The following is a 15407-nucleotide window of genomic DNA, read 5'->3' on the forward strand; positions in this document are numbered from 1 at the left end:
GGATGGCATGAATGGCCGCTGGTGATCTTCACCGTTTTCGGGCAGTGCGTGGCTGGCGCATTAATCGTGATGGGCTTCGCCTGGCTGAATGAACGTGATGACAAGGCCAGAATACGCATCGTGCGCAGCCTGTTTTTTCTCTGGCTGGTAATGGGTATTGGGTTTATGGCCTCGGTACTGCATCTTGGCTCCCCGCTGCGCGCCTTCAACTCGCTTAACAGCGTGGGAACGTCAGCGCTGAGTAATGAGATCGCGGCGGGTTCGATCTTCTTTGCCGTGGGCGGTTTCTGGTGGCTGGTGTCGGTTATCGGTAAAATGCCCCCAGCTTTAGGCAAAATCTGGCTGGTTGTCAGCCAGCTCCTGGGTGTCGTTTTTGTCTGGGCTATGACCCGGGTCTATCAGATCGATACCGTACCGACCTGGTATACGGGCTACACCACGTTGGCCTTCTTCCTGACGATGGCTCTTACTGGCCCGCTGCTGGCCGCGCTGCTGCTGCGGGTCGCAAACGTGACATACAAAGGTACCCTTGCCGCGTCTGTCAGCGTACTGGCACTCATCGCCTGCGTGGCGGTCGTCGTGTTGCAAAGCAATACGCTGGGGACGATCCAGAGTTCTATCCAGCAGGCTAACGCCCTGCTGCCGGATTATGGTTCGCTTCAGGTATGGCGCATCGCGCTGCTGGCGGCGGGTTTAGGCTGCTGGATCTGTCCGCTTATTCGTCGTCAGGAACCGAAAACGCTCGGCCTGTTTGCAGGTTTCGTGCTGGTGGCGGTGGGTGAACTGATTGGCCGTGGGCTATTTTATGGTTTGCATATGACCGCAGGGTTAGCAATTGCAGGTTAACACAGGTGCGCGGGCTACCCCCGCGCACAAGTAAGGAAAGTTGTAATGAATGACGTCTCACACCGCGAATCGTTCGCGTTCAGCGCCCGGGTACTGGGCGCGCTGTTTTATTTTGCCCCTGACAGCGAGCAGACCGCACCGCTGGTGAGTGCCCTGACCGCAGGTGACTGGATGCAGGACTGGCCGCTGGCGCAGGAAAGCCTGCAGCCCGTGGCCAGTATGTTTAAGAACCCGTCGGACGAAGCGTTGAAAGACGCCTGGCAGCGTCTGTTTATTGGCCCGTATGCCCTGCCCGCCCCCCCGTGGGGCTCCGTCTGGCTCGATCGCGAGTCCGTGCTGTTTGGCGATTCGACCCTTGCATTGCGCCAGTGGATGCGTGAAAACCATATCGCCTTTGAGATGCAGCAGAATGAGCCGGAAGATCACTTCGGAACGTTGCTGATGCTGGCGGCATGGCTTGCCGAGAACGGTCGCGACACAGAACGCGACCAGCTTATGGCCTGGCATCTGCTGCCGTGGAGCACGCGTTTCCTTAGCGTATTCGTTGAAAACGCGGCCCATCCGTTCTACACGGCGCTGGGTAAACTTGCCCAGCTGACGCTGGCAGAATGGCAGTCCACTTTGCTGATCCCGATTGCAGAAAAAACGCTGTACCGATAGCAGCTACTGGCTTGTACATCCGTTGTGTAAGCCAGGTTCGGACATTTTTGCTGCAACGCAGATCCGGAACTGCTATACTGTATATAATTACAGTTCTGGAGGTGCAAAATGGCTGTTGAAACAAAATTCGTGGTCGTAAGAAAAGGTGAAGAGAAAATGACTTTTGCCAGTAAGAAAGAGGCTGACGCTCACGACAAACTGCTCGACATGGCAGAAGCGTTCACCGACTGGCTGCTGCAAAGCGGAATGCAGATGGATGAAACGCAGGCGGAAAACCTTGGTCTGTATCTTGCCGAGCAGAAAGAGTCCGTGCAGCATATCCTGCGTACCAGCAAGCTTCCCGAGCTCAATGCTGCAACGGATAAAACAGCGCCAGAGGCGGATAGCAGCAAAAAAATCCGGGCCGTCAAAGCCGCCTGATCGTCAGAACGACTCATCACCTGTCCTGCTGCCGCGGGCCGGAAACGGCTCGCGGCTTAATAGTGCGGTAAATTATCACACAACTCTTGCAACTCGTTGATTAGTCTGGCCACATGGAAACCATCACAGACAGAATGATGAACCTGAACGGCGAAAGGCAACAAGACTTTTCCATCCTGGTTAAAGTATTTTCCAAACGTGAACATGGGCGCAAAAAAGTTCTGCATGTTAGCCACGTTGATATTAAAACTGGTAAAACTGACCCACGGAATATCCGATATGAAGAATATATTTTCCCGGTACTCTTCTTTGGGCCAGTAGGCAAGATTATCACCATAGCGAGAAACGTCTTCTGCATAAACGTTCTGAAAGTGATGAATATTCCCGTCGAAGTGACTCCATAATGATGAAAACGTCTCCGTCTCTTTATGGAAAAGGGTATAGCTGGGATGCACCTCATTCCATATTACAAGCTCATTATCCTTCATAGCCATACGGAACTCAGAATGGCGGTTAACGACTGTCGAAATAAGGGAAATAATCGAAGGATAAAATTTCCAGCCAACCTGTTTGATATGTTTCAGCAGCGCAGTGATATCCAGCTGAACCGTTTGGTTAATCGTGCATTGAGCAAAGCTCTGAAAGACTTCAAAATGTTCTTTCCTTGCCCAACTCGATAAGTCTACAGCCGTATATTCTGGCGTAATTTTTGTCATTTCTTTGCCTTAATTAAGCAGCGCTATATAAAATAGTAGCGTACCATAAACCCAGGAGCTGTATAGACCATCGAGCAGAGGCTGCCTTAAATTTTCAACGTATCAATAACCGCTCTCAGCGCCGGGGACACGTTGCGGTGCGGATAATAGAGGTAAAGCCCTTCCATCCGCAGGCTGTAGCGCTGTAAGACGCGTATAAGCGTGCCACGCTCCAGATCGTCAGACACCAGCTCAACCGGGACATAGGCCAGCCCGAGTTCCAGCCGGGCCGCTTCGGCCTCCATGTAGCTGTCGGAAAAGGCCCATTGCCCCTCAGGCCGGTGCGTAACTCGCTTCCCGTCCTGAACAAGCTCCCATTGATAGTGGTTACCGTCGGCAAACTGGTAGGCAATGCAGGGATGAGCATCCAGATCGGCGGGCGTCTGCGGGAAACCATAGCGCCGAAAATGCGCCGGGGCGGCAACCACAGCCATCTCCATATCGGGCGTGATGCGCACCGCAATCATTCCTTGTCCCACCTCCGGCCCCAGCCGGACGCCCGCGTCGAATCGCTCGGCAATGATATCCACGAACCGGCTCTCATTCATCAATTCCAGACGGATATCCGGGTAACGCTGTTTGAAGATAGCGAGCTTTGGCAGCAGACATTTCTCGATGGCGTGCTGGCTGGCATTAATGCGCACCGTGCCGGACGGCGTCTGACGGTAATGCGCCAGTCTGGTCAACCCGGTATCAAGCGCATCAAAGGCGGAGCCGGCGGTCTGGTAAAGCTGTTCCCCGGCGTGTGTCAGCGACAGCTTGCGCGTAGTACGCACCAGAAGCTGAACGCCCAGCCGCTCTTCCAGCTCGCGAACCGATCGGCTGATCCCGGATTGCGCCAGCCCGAGCCGCTGTGCGGCTGCCGTGAAGCTTCCCTCCCGCACCACCTGGATAAAGAGATACAGTTCATTATAGTTTTCCCGCTTCGCCATCATGCCTCGTCAATTCATAACAAAATGATATTAATCCTAGCAGCTTCAGGCCTCTAATCAGCATTATTTCTGCTAACTATAATGGCCTCATTACAACAACACACGGTACCTCTTATGAAAACATTCACCCAAAAACTGTCCGTTGCGCTGCTGTTATGCGCATCATTAAGTGGAGTGACAACAATGAGTTATGCAGAAACGCTAAATCCTAACGCCCCCGTTTCGATGGTGACAACCTGGGATAAAACCTTCGCCGAGAGCAATAAAGTCAACCACCGCAAAGTGACGTTCCAGAACCGGTACGGGATCACTCTGGTGGGCGATCTGTACATTCCCAGGAACCACGGCGACCAGAAACTGGCGGCGATAGCCGTCAGTGGGCCGTTCGGTGCGGTTAAAGAACAATCCAGCGGTCTGTACGCCCAGACTCTGGCTGAGCAGGGGTTCGTGGCCCTGGCCTTCGACCCATCCTACACGGGGGAAAGTGGCGGCCAGCCGCGTAACGTTGCCTCCCCTGACATCAACACCGAAGACTTTAGCGCCGCTGTGGATTTCCTGGGGTTACAGAAAGAAGTCGACCGTAACCGTATCGGCATTCTTGGTATCTGCGGCTGGGGCGGTATGGCGCTGAACGCGGCATCCATGGATACCCGCGTGAAGGCGGTCGCCACCAGCGTAATGTACGATATGAGCCGCGCGATGGGTCACGGCGTGGGCAACGGGAAAGATCGCTATTAGCGGCCGATCGTCGGGCCGTGTTTCAGTATCTGAACGCGCAGCGCTGGAAAGATGCTGAAAGCGGCACTTTCGCCCATGGCGGCCACGATATTAATGTCGATGAGAATGGCAAGGTGACGGCGGCCGAGCGCATTCTGCCGGAAGCACTGCCCACCGATCCGCATCCGGTACTGAAAGAGTTCTATGATTACTACCGTATGCCGCGCGGTTTCCATGCTCGTTCCGTAAACTCCACCGGCGCGTGGACTGCGACCATGCCGTTATCCTTTATGAATATGCCGCTGCTGAGCTATGCCGGGGAGATCACTATCCCAACGCTGATTGTGACCGGTGAAAACGCACACTCTCGATATTTTGCGGAGGATGCGTTCAAGGCCGTCGGCAGCAAAGAGAAAGAGCTGGTGATTGTTCCCGGTGCAAACCATGTTGATCTCTACGATAACGTCGCAGGAAAAATCCCGTTCGCGCAGTTTGAGCAGTTCTTCAAAACCAGTCTGAAATAACACTCAAAGCCCCCGGAAATCACGGGGGCATCTCTTCTCATCGTCGTGAATGACACCTATGTCTACACTGAATCAAATCCCATCCCGCTACAGCGAGCATGCACACTGGGACAGTATTTTTGCCCGTCAGTCTGCTCGTGGCATCTGCAATAAGGCATTATATTAACAGGGTTATTTTATTTAATTACAAAACCTCGAATACCTCCCGTTGAAATAATAATTAAGCAATATCCTGGTCAGTCGGCGACATCGCTTTGTTAGCTTGAGAAGTCAGGCAAAGCTCAAACTGGAGGTATTCTTTGCTGATTAAATTAAAGAAAGAACGAACGCATCAGGAGGATCGTCGTCTTGCACTCTGGCTGGCGACCTCCGCGGGACTGCTGAATGCCATTGCGCTGGGCGCGTTCGGCTTTTTCCCCTCTCATATGACGGGTAATACATCGCAGTTATCCAGCGAAGTTTCCTCCACCGATCTCAGTGATATTCTTTTTTTTGGCGCCATTATTCTGTCGTTTGTCACTGGCGCCATTGTTGCGCGGATTATTGTTATCTGGGGAATTATCCATAACGTCAGGCTGATATTCAGCCAGGTTTTATTTGTTGAAGGGCTATTACTTGCCGGGGTATCCCTTTATGAAATGTATTTTCACTCCTTCGCCACGAATCAGGAGATTATTCTTTTCCTGTGCGGTTTGATGGGAATTCATAACTCCACCTCAACTCAGCTTTCCGGCGGTCGGGTGAGATCCACGCACATTACCGGTACGCTGACCGATGCCGGCATTTCGCTGGCCTCCGTTATGGTCGCCATGCTGCGCCGGGATTATTCCAAAGACACGGCCGCGCAAAAGAGCCAGCTCAAAACCCATTTAACCACCCTTTTCTCGTTTATTACCGGCGGGATTGCGGGGCTGATCCTCTTCAGAGAGTTTGGATTCCACGCGATGCTGGCACTGGGCCTGATGCTGGTGTTTATCGCCGCCTTTTCAATCGTTCGTATCTCGTGGCGCGTTCGAAAGGTACGCGCCGCGCTTAGTCGATAGGGTGATCAGCACGCCTCAAGTGACGTTGTCACTTGAGGCGTGCTTCTTTAAGACTATTCTGCCTTCCCACTGACAGCCCTTACGCCATAAGGCTTAACTCAGGTTGTCACTAATTTCATAGGGTTACTGTTTTACCCCCTTTGCTGGAACCCTTCCGTTTCGCTTGCTATAGGTGAAGTACCCCTGCCGAAACATGGCATAACAACAGGCAACCGCAACAGGTGGTTGCTATAACGCATGCGCACAGGGAGACACACCGCAATGCACCCATTACTTAAACGTTCGCTGCTTTTTGTCGGCGCGATTATCGTGGTCCTCGCTCTCCTCACCTGGGGAATTGGACTGGAGACGATTAAGGCGCGCCAGGTTGACCTGCTCTACCTCGGTCAACAGCACCTGATTCTGGTCTTTTCATCAATGTTCTTTGCCCTGCTGGTGGGCATTCCAAGCGGTATTCTGCTGAGCCGTCCGGCGGCACGGGGTATCGCCGAATACGTGATGCAAATCTTTAACGTGGGCAACACCCTGCCGCCGCTGGCCGTTCTGGCGCTGGCGATGGTGGTGATTGGCATCGGTGATAAACCGGCCATTATCGCCCTCTTTCTCGCTTCTTTGCTGCCAATTGTGCGTAACACCTATGCCGGGCTGTGCTCTGTTCCCGCGTCGTTGCTGGAAGCGGCAAACGGCATCGGCATGACCAAATGGCAGCGCCTGCATCAGGTCGAAATTCCTAACGCCTGGCCGGTGATGCTTTCCGGTATTCGCATTGCCACTGCGATTAACGTCGGTACCGCACCGCTGGCATTCCTGATTGGCGTCAGCAGCTACGGCGAGCTGATATTCCCGGGGATCTATCTGAATGACTTCCCGACGCTGATCCTGGGCGCGGCGGCCACCGCCCTGTTCGCCCTGATTCTGGATACGCTGCTGGCGGCACTGGGTCGACTACTGAGCCCGCATCTCGCGCGATAATTATAACAAGGAGCTTCTATGAGACTGTTTTCCGGCCTGACGGCGCTGTGCGCCGCCGCGCTCTTCACCAGCCAGGCGCTCGCCGCGCCGCTGATCCTGGCAACAAAGAGCTTTACCGAGCAGCACATTCTCTCGGCCATGACCGTACAGTATCTGCAAAAGAAAGGATTTCAGGTGCAGCCGCAGACTAATATTGCGACGGTGATTTCCCGTAACGCGATGATTAACAAGCAGATTGATATGACCTGGGAGTACACCGGCACGTCGCTGATCATCTTCAACCATATCAACAAACGCATGTCGCCGCAGGAGTCATACGAGACGGTGAAACGCCTCGACGCAAAGCACGGTCTGGTGTGGCTTAAACCTGCCGATATGAACAATACCTATGCCTTTGCCATGCAGCGCAAGCGCGCCGAGGCTGAACATATCAATACCATGTCTGAGATGGTGGCAAAGATTGAGCAGATCCGTAAAACCGATCCAGATAACAACTGGCTGCTGGGCCTTGACCTGGAATTTGCCGGGCGTAGCGACGGGATGAAACCGTTGCAGGCGGCCTACAACATGGAGCTGGACCGCCCGCAGATCCGCCAGATGGATCCGGGGCTGGTCTATAACGCGGTGCGCGACGGGTTTGTCGATGCCGGGCTGATCTACACCACCGACGGGCGCGTGAAGGGCTTCGATCTTAAAGTGCTGGAAGACGATAAAGGCTTCTTCCCGAGTTACGCCGTGACGCCAGTTGTTCGAAAAGACACGCTGGAGGCTAACCCGGGGCTGGAGGAGGCGCTGAACACCCTCTCAGCCCAGCTCAACAACGACGTTATCACCGAACTAAATAAAAAGGTGGATATCGACCATCAGTCACCGCAGCAGGTCGCCCGTGATTTCCTGCGTAGCAAACAGTTGCTGTAGGAGGCGCTATGGAGACGATTCACTATATTCTCGACAACTGGGACTATCTCTTAACCCTGACGCTGCAACACCTCTGGCTGGTGGCACTCGCCGTGGGCCTGGCGATTGTTATTGGCGTGCCGCTGGGTATTTTAATTGTCCGCCATAAATGGCTGGCAACGCCGGTGCTGGGGATTGCCACCATTGTGCTCACCATCCCGTCAATTGCGCTTTTCGGCCTGATGATCCCGCTCTTTTCGCTGATCGGTCAGGGCATTGGCGCCCTGCCCGCGATTACGGCGGTGTTCCTCTATTCACTGCTGCCGATTGTGCGCAACACCCACACGGCGCTCGACAGCCTGCCACCCGGCCTGCGCGAAGCGGGACGCGGCATCGGCATGACCTTCTGGCAGCGTCTGCGCTGGGTGGAAATCCCAATGGCGCTGCCGGTCATTTTTGGCGGCATCCGCACCGCCGTGGTGATGAACATCGGCGTCATGGCGATTGCTGCCGTGATTGGCGCGGGCGGTCTGGGCCTGCTGCTGCTTAACGGTATTGGCGGGAGTGATATTCGTATGTTAATTGCGGGCGCGCTGATGATTTGTCTTTTAGCGATTGTGCTCGACTGGTTGCTGCACCGTTTGCAGGTGGTACTGACTCCGAAGGGGATTCGATAATGATAAAACTGGAAAACCTCACCAAACAATTTTCACAGAAGCACGGCCAGACGTTTAAGGCCGTCGACAACGTCAATCTGAACGTGCCTGAAGGGGAAATGTGCGTGCTGCTCGGCCCGTCCGGCTGCGGAAAAACCACTACCCTGAAGATGATTAACCGTCTCATTACGCCAAGCAGCGGGACGATCCTGATTAACGGCGAAGACACCAGCGGGATGGACACCGTGACCCTGCGCCGCAACATTGGCTACGTGATCCAGCAGATTGGCCTGTTCCCGAACATGACTATCGAAGAGAACATTACCGTCGTGCCGCGCATGCTGGGCTGGGACAAAGCGCGCTGTAAATCCCGTGCCGAGGAGCTGATGGATATGGTGGCAATGGATCCACATAAATTCCTTCACCGCTATCCGCGCGAAATGTCCGGCGGTCAGCAGCAGCGTATCGGCGTCATCCGCGCGCTGGCAGCGGATCCTCCGGTCCTGCTGATGGATGAACCATTCGGCGCGGTTGACCCGATTAACCGTGAGGTGATCCAGAACCAGTTCCTGGAGATGCAGCGCAAGCTGAAAAAGACCGTGATGCTGGTGAGCCACGATATTGACGAAGCGCTGAAGCTGGGCGACCGTATTGCCGTCTTCCGTCAGGGGCGTATTGTTCAGTGCGCCAGCCCGGACGAGCTGCTGGCGAAACCCGCCAATGAGTTTGTCGGCTCGTTTGTTGGTCAGGACCGGACGTTGAAACGCCTGCTGCTGGTATCGGCGGGCGACGTCACTGACCAGCAGCCAACAATTACGGTACGCGAATCGACGCCGCTGCCAGAGGCCTTCGCCACCATGGATGACAACGATATTCGCGCCATTACCGTGGTTGATGATCTCGGCAAACCGCTGGGCTTTGTGAAGCGCCGCGAAGCGCGTAATGCCAGCGGCAGCTGCGGTGATATTCTGCATCCGTTCCGCATGACAGGTAAGGCCGAGGATAACCTGCGCGTGGTGCTTTCTCGCCTGTATGAGAGCAATACCAGCTGGATGCCGATTGTGGACGAGGACGGACGCTATAACGGCGAGATATCCCAGGATTATATTGCAGAGTATTTGAGTTCCGGGCGTACGCGCCGGGCGTTGAATATTCATAGCGAGAGTTAAGCATTCAGGCCGGGTACTGCCCGGCCTTTTTCCGCACGCATACCTTTTGCTAACCTCACGTTTTCCCGCCACAATATCGTATCGTCCCCGTTAATCACGACTTCATGCAACGTCTTCACGCTTACCCCGACATCCGCGCGATGTTTCGCCGTCTCCTGATTGCTACCGTCACCGGCGTGCTGGCAGCGCTGGCCGTTGCGGTGTTCCGCCACAGCATGTATCTGCTGGAGTGGTTGTTTCTCAGCAACGAAAGCGGAAGCCTGGTGAACGCCGCTGCCGCGTTATCGCCCTGGCGGCGGGCGCTCACGCCTGCGCTGGGTGGTCTGGCCGCGGGAGTGCTACTGTGGGGATGGCAGCGCATGACGGCACAACGTCCCCACGCCCCGACCGATTATATGGAGGCGCTGGAGACGGGTGATGGCCAGTTTGATTACGGCGCCAGCCTGGTGAAATCCCTCGCCTCGTTGCTGGTGGTCGCCAGCGGCAGCGCCATCGGCCGGGAAGGCGCCATGATCCTGCTTGCCGCCCTCGCTGCCTCCTTTTTTGCACAACGTTGTACGCCGAAATCCGAATGGAAACTGTGGATCGCCTGCGGTGCCGCCGCCGGGATGGCCAGCGCCTATCATGCGCCGCTGGCGGGCAGCCTGTTTATCGCAGAGATCCTGTTTGGCACGCTGATGCTGGCCTCCCTCGGCCCGGTGGTGATTGCCGCTGTGGTGGCTCTGCTGACCACGCGCCTGTTAAGTCCCGGCGCGAATACACTTTATGATGTCCATCTCAGCGAGATGCTTACGGCGGTGGATTATTTCCTGATCGTTGGCGTGGGTCTGCTGGCTGGCGTTTGCGGCCCGCTGCTGATGTGGCTAATGGCTTTCAGCCATTCTCTGTTTCTGCGTCTCAAACTTTCACCGCCGTGGCAGCTGGCGCTGGGGGGGCTGATCGTCGGGCTGCTGTCGCTGCTGACGCCGAAGGTATGGGGGAATGGCTATAGCGTGGTTCAGGCGTTTTTGCAGTCGCCGCCGCTGCTGTCGGTAATTGCCGGCGTCTTTATCTGCAAGCTCCTGGCGGTGCTGGCAAGCAGCGGGTCCGGCGCACCGGGAGGCGTGTTTACGCCAACCTTGTTCGTTGGTATGGCAACGGGAATGCTGTTTGCGCAGATCTTTGCGCTGTGGTTTCCTGGCTCTGAGACGGCGATCCTGCTTGGGCTGGCAGGAATGGCGACGCTGCTCGCCGCCACAACGCATGCGCCAATCATGTCGGCCTTGATGGTATGTGAGATGACCGGGCAGTATTTTTTACTTCCCGGTTTGCTGGTTGCCTGTGTTGTGGCGTCGGTATTGTCGAGAACGCTACGCCACGACTCGATCTACGGCCAGCATACCGCCGAAAGCCGAGAGATCGATATAGTGCGCTAATTCGCGCTGCTCGGCGCGGGGCAGATAAGGCAGTTCGCCTACCAACGGGCCAGGCAGCTTTTTGCTCAGCACGTCGATGATTTCTGCGTAGTGCGCAAGGCCCGGGTTAATACGGTTCGCCACCCAACCAATCAGTGGCAGGCCGTCATTAGCGATAGCCTGCGCCGTCAGCAAGGCATGGTTGATGCACCCTTCCTGAATGCCCACGACCATAATCACCGGCAGCTGCTCCTGCACCACCCACTCGGAAAGGGGACGTAAATCGTTCATCAGGCTGCGCCAGCCACCGGTCCCTTCAACGACAACGTGATCAACCTTTTCACTCAGATTTGCCAGGCCATCAGAAAGCAGACTGTAGTTGATAAGCCCGCTGTGAGCAACGCTGCTTTCCTCTTCGCTTAACGCGATGGGATTGACGGCATCATAAGGCAGTTCCAGAGACGAGACGCTTTGCAGAACCAGGGCGTCCTTATTGCGCAGCCCTTCTGGCGTCTCTTTACTGCCTTTTGCTACCGGCTTGTATCCTGCAACGCGTTTACCGCTTGCCGCCAGGGCCTGAAGTAACGCGCGGGATACGACGGTCTTCCCGACAGACGTATCCGTACCAGTAATAAAGAAACGCTTAAGCATGACTCATTCCACCTCTTGGGTATGCTTCAAAAAATATAAACCAGGTAAATAATTCAGTGGGGAAAGTCTACGGGAAGCGTGCGCTACCGGGCTTGAGATAGCGCAATTTTTCGTACATCTATGGAAAAGAGTTAGCCCTGAAGCAAACGAATCAGTAACGAGCCGTTGTACATCGCATCTTTTACCAGCGCGGCGCCAGCCATCGTACCCTGGTTGGAAAATTGCGTACTTTCGACCACGATGTTTTTACTGTACGCGGGAAGCGCCTGCTGGTTGATGCAGGCGGAAATCGCCGGGAAGAGGATATCCGCCGCCTGGCTGAGCGGGGAGCCGATCAGTATTTTTTGCGGGTTAAACAGGTTCACCATAATGGCCAGAATGCGCCCGACATTATTGCCCACGCCGGTAATGATGTCCTTCGCCAGCAGATCGCCCTGCCTTGCCGCAGTGCATAATGCCTCGACGCTCAACGGTTGACCGTGCAGCGTGGAGCTCATTGACTGGCTGAGCCGCACCTGCGCCAGCTCCAGCACGCTTTCGACGCTGGCAATTGTCTCCAGACAGCCATGATTACCGCAGTAGCAGCGTTTTCCGTACGGATCGACCTGCGTATGGCCAATCTCCACCAGGCTACTGCTGCCAGCATGCAACAGACGCCCGTCGGTGATCACACCTGCGCCAACGTTATGATCAATCACCACCTGAATCACGTCGCGCGCGCCCCGGGAAGCGCCAAACAACGCCTCCGCCATCGTCCAGGCGCTGATATCATGCTGAATGTAGACCGGCACACCGGTGTGGTTTTCCAGCACGTCGCCCAGCGGCATCTCTTTGACGTTTTCATAAAACGGCATGCGGTGCACAATGCCATTTTCGGTATCAATAATTCCCGGCAGGGTGATCGCAATCGCCGTTAAACGTTCAAGGCGCTGCTGGTGACGAATAAAGAACTGGTCGATGTGGGTCAGAATGGCATCGAGGAGTGGTTGCTCTGCATCGAGCGGGAGTTCCAGCCGGTCTTCCACCACCAGCTTGCTGCTGAGGTCGCGCAGCGCGAGGAAGATTTCCCCGCGGCTAATTCGCAGCGACAGGTAGTGCCAGGCTTCCGTTTCCACCACCAGCCCTACCGCCGGACGGCCACGGCTGCCCGGCTCCTGAATTTCTGTCTCCTGAACCAGATGGGCTTCCAGCATTTCGCGGACAATCTTGGTAATACTGGCGGGTGCCAGTTGTGCCAGGCGCGAAAGATCGATACGCGAAACCGGACCCAGCTGATCAATCAGGCGATAAACGGCGCCCGCGTTGGTCTGCTTGATCTGATCGATATGCCCTGGCTGACTATCAGCAACCACCTCGTACTCCCTTATTTTCGAGCTTCGAAATAAACTGAGGGCTATGGTGAAGCACTTCAATGGCTGACGTCAAATTTTTACTTAGCCATGTGATTTACTGCACATTTTCACCCGCTTTTCCCTATAAATAACGCCCGTGAGAAGCGGTAATTAATTGTTCTTTGAAACGCTGTGCCGCATGGCTCTGTTCATGATGTTTAGACCACACCAGCCACATCTCCGAGACCGCATCCTGCTCGGCAATATTCACCCAGCGCATTTCCGGCAGTTGTACCCGTTTAAACGAGGCCGGAAGAATCGACACGCCAAGCCCTGCGGCAACGAGACCAATAATCGTCATGGCTTCCCCCACTTCCTGCGCGATAGTCGGGACAAGGCCATATCGCCGCATCAGACCAAGAATATCGTCATACAATCCGGTACCCACCTGTGGGTCAAAAAAGACAAAGGGTTCTTTCGCCAGTTCAGCCAGCGTGACGCTATGCTGCGCGGCGAGCGGGTGATCCCGGGGGATCATCGCCATCAGCGGTTCGCGCAGGATCACCTGCCACGCCAGGGTATCAGGCAACTGCGTGTTACGCATTAGCCCCAGGTCGAGCGATCCTTCATTAAGCGGCGATATTTGCTCCCGGGTATTTATTTCGCGCGTCTGAATATGCACATCCGGAAAGTTACTGCGAAACGAGGATAGCGTTTGTGAAACAGCGCTGATGAAGGGGGCCGACGAGGTAAACCCGATGCGTAGCTCCCCCGTCTCCCCGAGATGAAGCCGTTCCGCTCTGGCGGCGGCGTCCACCACCATACTCAGGATCTGTCGGCTATCGGCGAGAAACTGTTTTCCCGCCGCCGTCAGGCTCACGCTGCGGTTGGTTCGCGCCAGCAGACGCGCCCCAACCTGCTGCTCAAGGATCTGGATCTGTTGGCTCAGCGGTGGCTGGGAGATATTCAGCCTTGCCGCAGCACGACCAAAATGGAGCTCTTCGGCGACGGCGACAAAATAGCGCAGATGGCGCAGCTCGATATTCATATTTTTAAAGTATCATTTGAGATTATTAATATATTAGACAGAATATTTACATTTTCCTACCCTAATCTTGTGGTCATACCCGTCACCAGAAACCACGGGGAAGTTTAAGCAAGGATTATGTGTGAGCCGTACAACGACCGTTGATATCGCGCCGGCCAGCGACATTGATGATTTACCCGCAGTACCGCAGCCGGTTCAGTTTATAAAACGTGGTACCCCCCAGTTTATGCGCGTCACGCTGGCGCTCTTTTCAGCGGGTCTCGCCACTTTCGCCCTGCTCTACTGCGTTCAGCCGATCCTGCCGGTCCTGTCGCATGAATTTGGCGTGTCGCCAGCCAGCAGCAGTATTTCGCTCTCCATTTCAACCGGGATGCTGGCGATCGGTCTGCTGTTCACCGGGCCACTTTCAGATGCCATCGGGCGTAAGCAGGTCATGGTAACGGCGTTAATGCTGGCCTCCGTGTGTACCTTGCTGTCCACCATGATGACCAGCTGGCACGGCATTCTGATCATGCGCGCGCTGATTGGGTTATCCCTCAGCGGCGTGGCGGCGGTCGGGATGACCTATCTCAGCGAGGAGATCCACCCGAGTTTCGTGGCCTTCTCCATGGGGCTGTACATTAGCGGGAACTCTATCGGCGGGATGAGCGGACGCCTGCTCAGCGGTGTGTTTACCGATTTCTTTAACTGGCGCATTGCGCTGGCCGTAATCGGCTGCTTCGCCCTCGCTTCGGCGCTAATGTTCTGGAAAATCCTGCCGGAATCGCGCCATTTCCGCCCGACTTCTCTGCGTCCGAAAACACTGTTTATCAACTTCCGTCTGCACTGGCGCGACAAAGGTTTGCCGCGACTGTTTCTGATGGGATTCCTGCTGATGGGGTCATTTGTCACGCTGTTTAACTATATTGGCTACCGGCTGATGCTCTCGCCGTGGCATCTTAGCCAGGCATTGGTGGGTTTGCTCTCTGTGGCGTATCTCACCGGGACATGGAGTTCGCCAAAAGCGGGCGCCATGACCGCGCGCTTCGGCCGTGGTCCGGTGATGCTGGTGTCCACAGCTGTGATGTTGTTCGGACTGCTGATGACGCTTGTCTCTTCCCTGTGGCTGATTTTTGCCGGAATGCTGCTCTTCTCTGCGGGCTTCTTTGCCGCGCATTCCGTTGCCAGCAGCTGGATTGGCCCACGCGCGCGCCGCGCTAAAGGTCAGGCTTCGTCACTGTATCTGTTCAGTTACTATCTTGGTTCCAGCATAGCCGGCACGCTCGGCGGGGTGTTCTGGCATAACTACGGCTGGAACGGCGTGGGCGGATTTATCGCGCTGATGCTGTGCGCGGCACTGCTGGTGGGCGCGAGCCTGCATAAACGACTGCATTAACATTCAGCCCTCTTCGT

15 protein-coding genes and 1 pseudogene are annotated in these 15407 nt (G+C 55.4%); 11 read left to right on the forward strand and 5 right to left on the reverse strand.

All coding sequences use genetic code 11. From position 1 onward, the window contains the following. From IPZ49_RS04400 to IPZ49_RS04410, 3 genes are all read left to right on the forward strand, one after another. Positions 1-846 (forward strand): dimethyl sulfoxide reductase anchor subunit family protein (locus IPZ49_RS04400; RefSeq protein WP_193762835.1); only part of this gene is annotated, 846 nt, incomplete at its 5' end. Positions 847-891: 45 nt separating this feature from the next. Further along, positions 892-1506, forward strand: a complete 615-nt coding sequence (gene dmsD, locus IPZ49_RS04405; RefSeq protein ID WP_022647977.1) for a Tat proofreading chaperone DmsD — start codon at positions 892-894, stop codon at positions 1504-1506. Between the two features lie 108 nt (positions 1507-1614). Then, positions 1615-1926 (forward strand): YebG family protein, encoded by a 312-nt coding sequence (locus IPZ49_RS04410; protein ID WP_022647976.1) that lies wholly within the window; start codon positions 1615-1617, stop codon positions 1924-1926. Between the two features lie 56 nt (positions 1927-1982). On the opposite strand, the gene catA is transcribed toward IPZ49_RS04410, so the two are convergent. Together catA and IPZ49_RS04420 are read right to left on the reverse strand one after the other, a co-directional pair. Continuing rightward, positions 1983-2642: a type A chloramphenicol O-acetyltransferase gene (gene catA / locus IPZ49_RS04415; protein WP_023300000.1), complete on the reverse strand. Its 660-nt coding sequence runs from the start codon at positions 2640-2642 to the stop codon at positions 1983-1985. Between the two features lie 86 nt (positions 2643-2728). Further along, the gene (locus IPZ49_RS04420) at positions 2729-3613 is read right to left on the reverse strand and encodes a LysR family transcriptional regulator (protein WP_038417031.1); all 885 of its coding nucleotides are present in this window, start codon (positions 3611-3613) and stop codon (positions 2729-2731) included. A 183-nt stretch (positions 3614-3796) separates the two neighbouring features. Between IPZ49_RS04420 and IPZ49_RS04425 the strand changes: the two are divergent. The 7 genes and pseudogenes from IPZ49_RS04425 to clcB all read left to right on the forward strand — a co-directional run bounded on the left by IPZ49_RS04425 (position 3797) and on the right by clcB (position 11006). Further along, a pseudogene (locus IPZ49_RS04425) lies at positions 3797-4854 on the forward strand (alpha/beta hydrolase). 299 nt (positions 4855-5153) lie between these two features. Further along, positions 5154-5897, forward strand: coding sequence for a YoaK family protein (locus IPZ49_RS04430; RefSeq protein ID WP_045621656.1), 744 nt, complete (start codon positions 5154-5156; stop codon positions 5895-5897). A gap of 261 nt (positions 5898-6158) precedes the next feature. Further along, positions 6159-6869 (forward strand): osmoprotectant ABC transporter permease OsmY, encoded by a 711-nt coding sequence (gene osmY / locus IPZ49_RS04435; protein WP_063932772.1) that lies wholly within the window; start codon positions 6159-6161, stop codon positions 6867-6869. A gap of 18 nt (positions 6870-6887) precedes the next feature. Next, the gene (gene osmX / locus IPZ49_RS04440) at positions 6888-7787 is read left to right on the forward strand and encodes an osmoprotectant ABC transporter substrate-binding protein OsmX (RefSeq protein WP_017694085.1); all 900 of its coding nucleotides are present in this window, start codon (positions 6888-6890) and stop codon (positions 7785-7787) included. An 8-nt stretch (positions 7788-7795) separates the two neighbouring features. Then, positions 7796-8443 (forward strand): osmoprotectant ABC transporter permease OsmW, encoded by a 648-nt coding sequence (gene osmW, locus IPZ49_RS04445; RefSeq protein ID WP_022647970.1) that lies wholly within the window; start codon positions 7796-7798, stop codon positions 8441-8443. After that, complete coding sequence (gene osmV, locus IPZ49_RS04450; RefSeq protein WP_022647969.1) at positions 8443-9591, forward strand: osmoprotectant ABC transporter ATP-binding protein OsmV; 1149 nt, start codon at positions 8443-8445, stop codon at positions 9589-9591. Before osmW ends, osmV begins: the two co-directional genes overlap by 1 nt. A gap of 104 nt (positions 9592-9695) precedes the next feature. After that, a complete protein-coding gene (gene clcB / locus IPZ49_RS04455; protein ID WP_063145978.1) occupies positions 9696-11006 on the forward strand; it encodes a voltage-gated ClC-type chloride channel ClcB in 1311 nt (436 codons plus the stop codon). Here clcB and bioD read toward each other — a convergent pair. The 3 genes from bioD to IPZ49_RS04470 all read right to left on the reverse strand — a co-directional run bounded on the left by bioD (position 10941) and on the right by IPZ49_RS04470 (position 14015). Further along, positions 10941-11636 carry a dethiobiotin synthase gene (bioD, locus tag IPZ49_RS04460; RefSeq protein WP_015570628.1) on the reverse strand — a complete coding sequence of 232 codons (696 nt, stop codon included), beginning with the start codon at positions 11634-11636 and terminating at the stop codon, positions 10941-10943. The genes clcB and bioD overlap by 66 nt on opposite strands. A gap of 131 nt (positions 11637-11767) precedes the next feature. After that, positions 11768-12988: a sugar metabolism global transcriptional regulator Mlc gene (gene mlc, locus IPZ49_RS04465; RefSeq protein WP_022647966.1), complete on the reverse strand. Its 1221-nt coding sequence runs from the start codon at positions 12986-12988 to the stop codon at positions 11768-11770. A 121-nt stretch (positions 12989-13109) separates the two neighbouring features. Next, a complete protein-coding gene (locus IPZ49_RS04470) occupies positions 13110-14015 on the reverse strand; it encodes a LysR family transcriptional regulator (protein ID WP_022647965.1) in 906 nt (301 codons plus the stop codon). A gap of 121 nt (positions 14016-14136) precedes the next feature. Between IPZ49_RS04470 and IPZ49_RS04475 the strand changes: the two genes are divergently transcribed. After that, positions 14137-15390 (forward strand): MFS transporter, encoded by a 1254-nt coding sequence (locus IPZ49_RS04475; protein ID WP_063145979.1) that lies wholly within the window; start codon positions 14137-14139, stop codon positions 15388-15390. The last annotated feature ends 17 nt before the right edge of the window (positions 15391-15407 follow it).

Source organism: Enterobacter cloacae complex sp. S2 (assembly GCF_015159675.1).
Taxonomy (GTDB): domain Bacteria; phylum Pseudomonadota; class Gammaproteobacteria; order Enterobacterales; family Enterobacteriaceae; genus Enterobacter; species Enterobacter intestinihominis.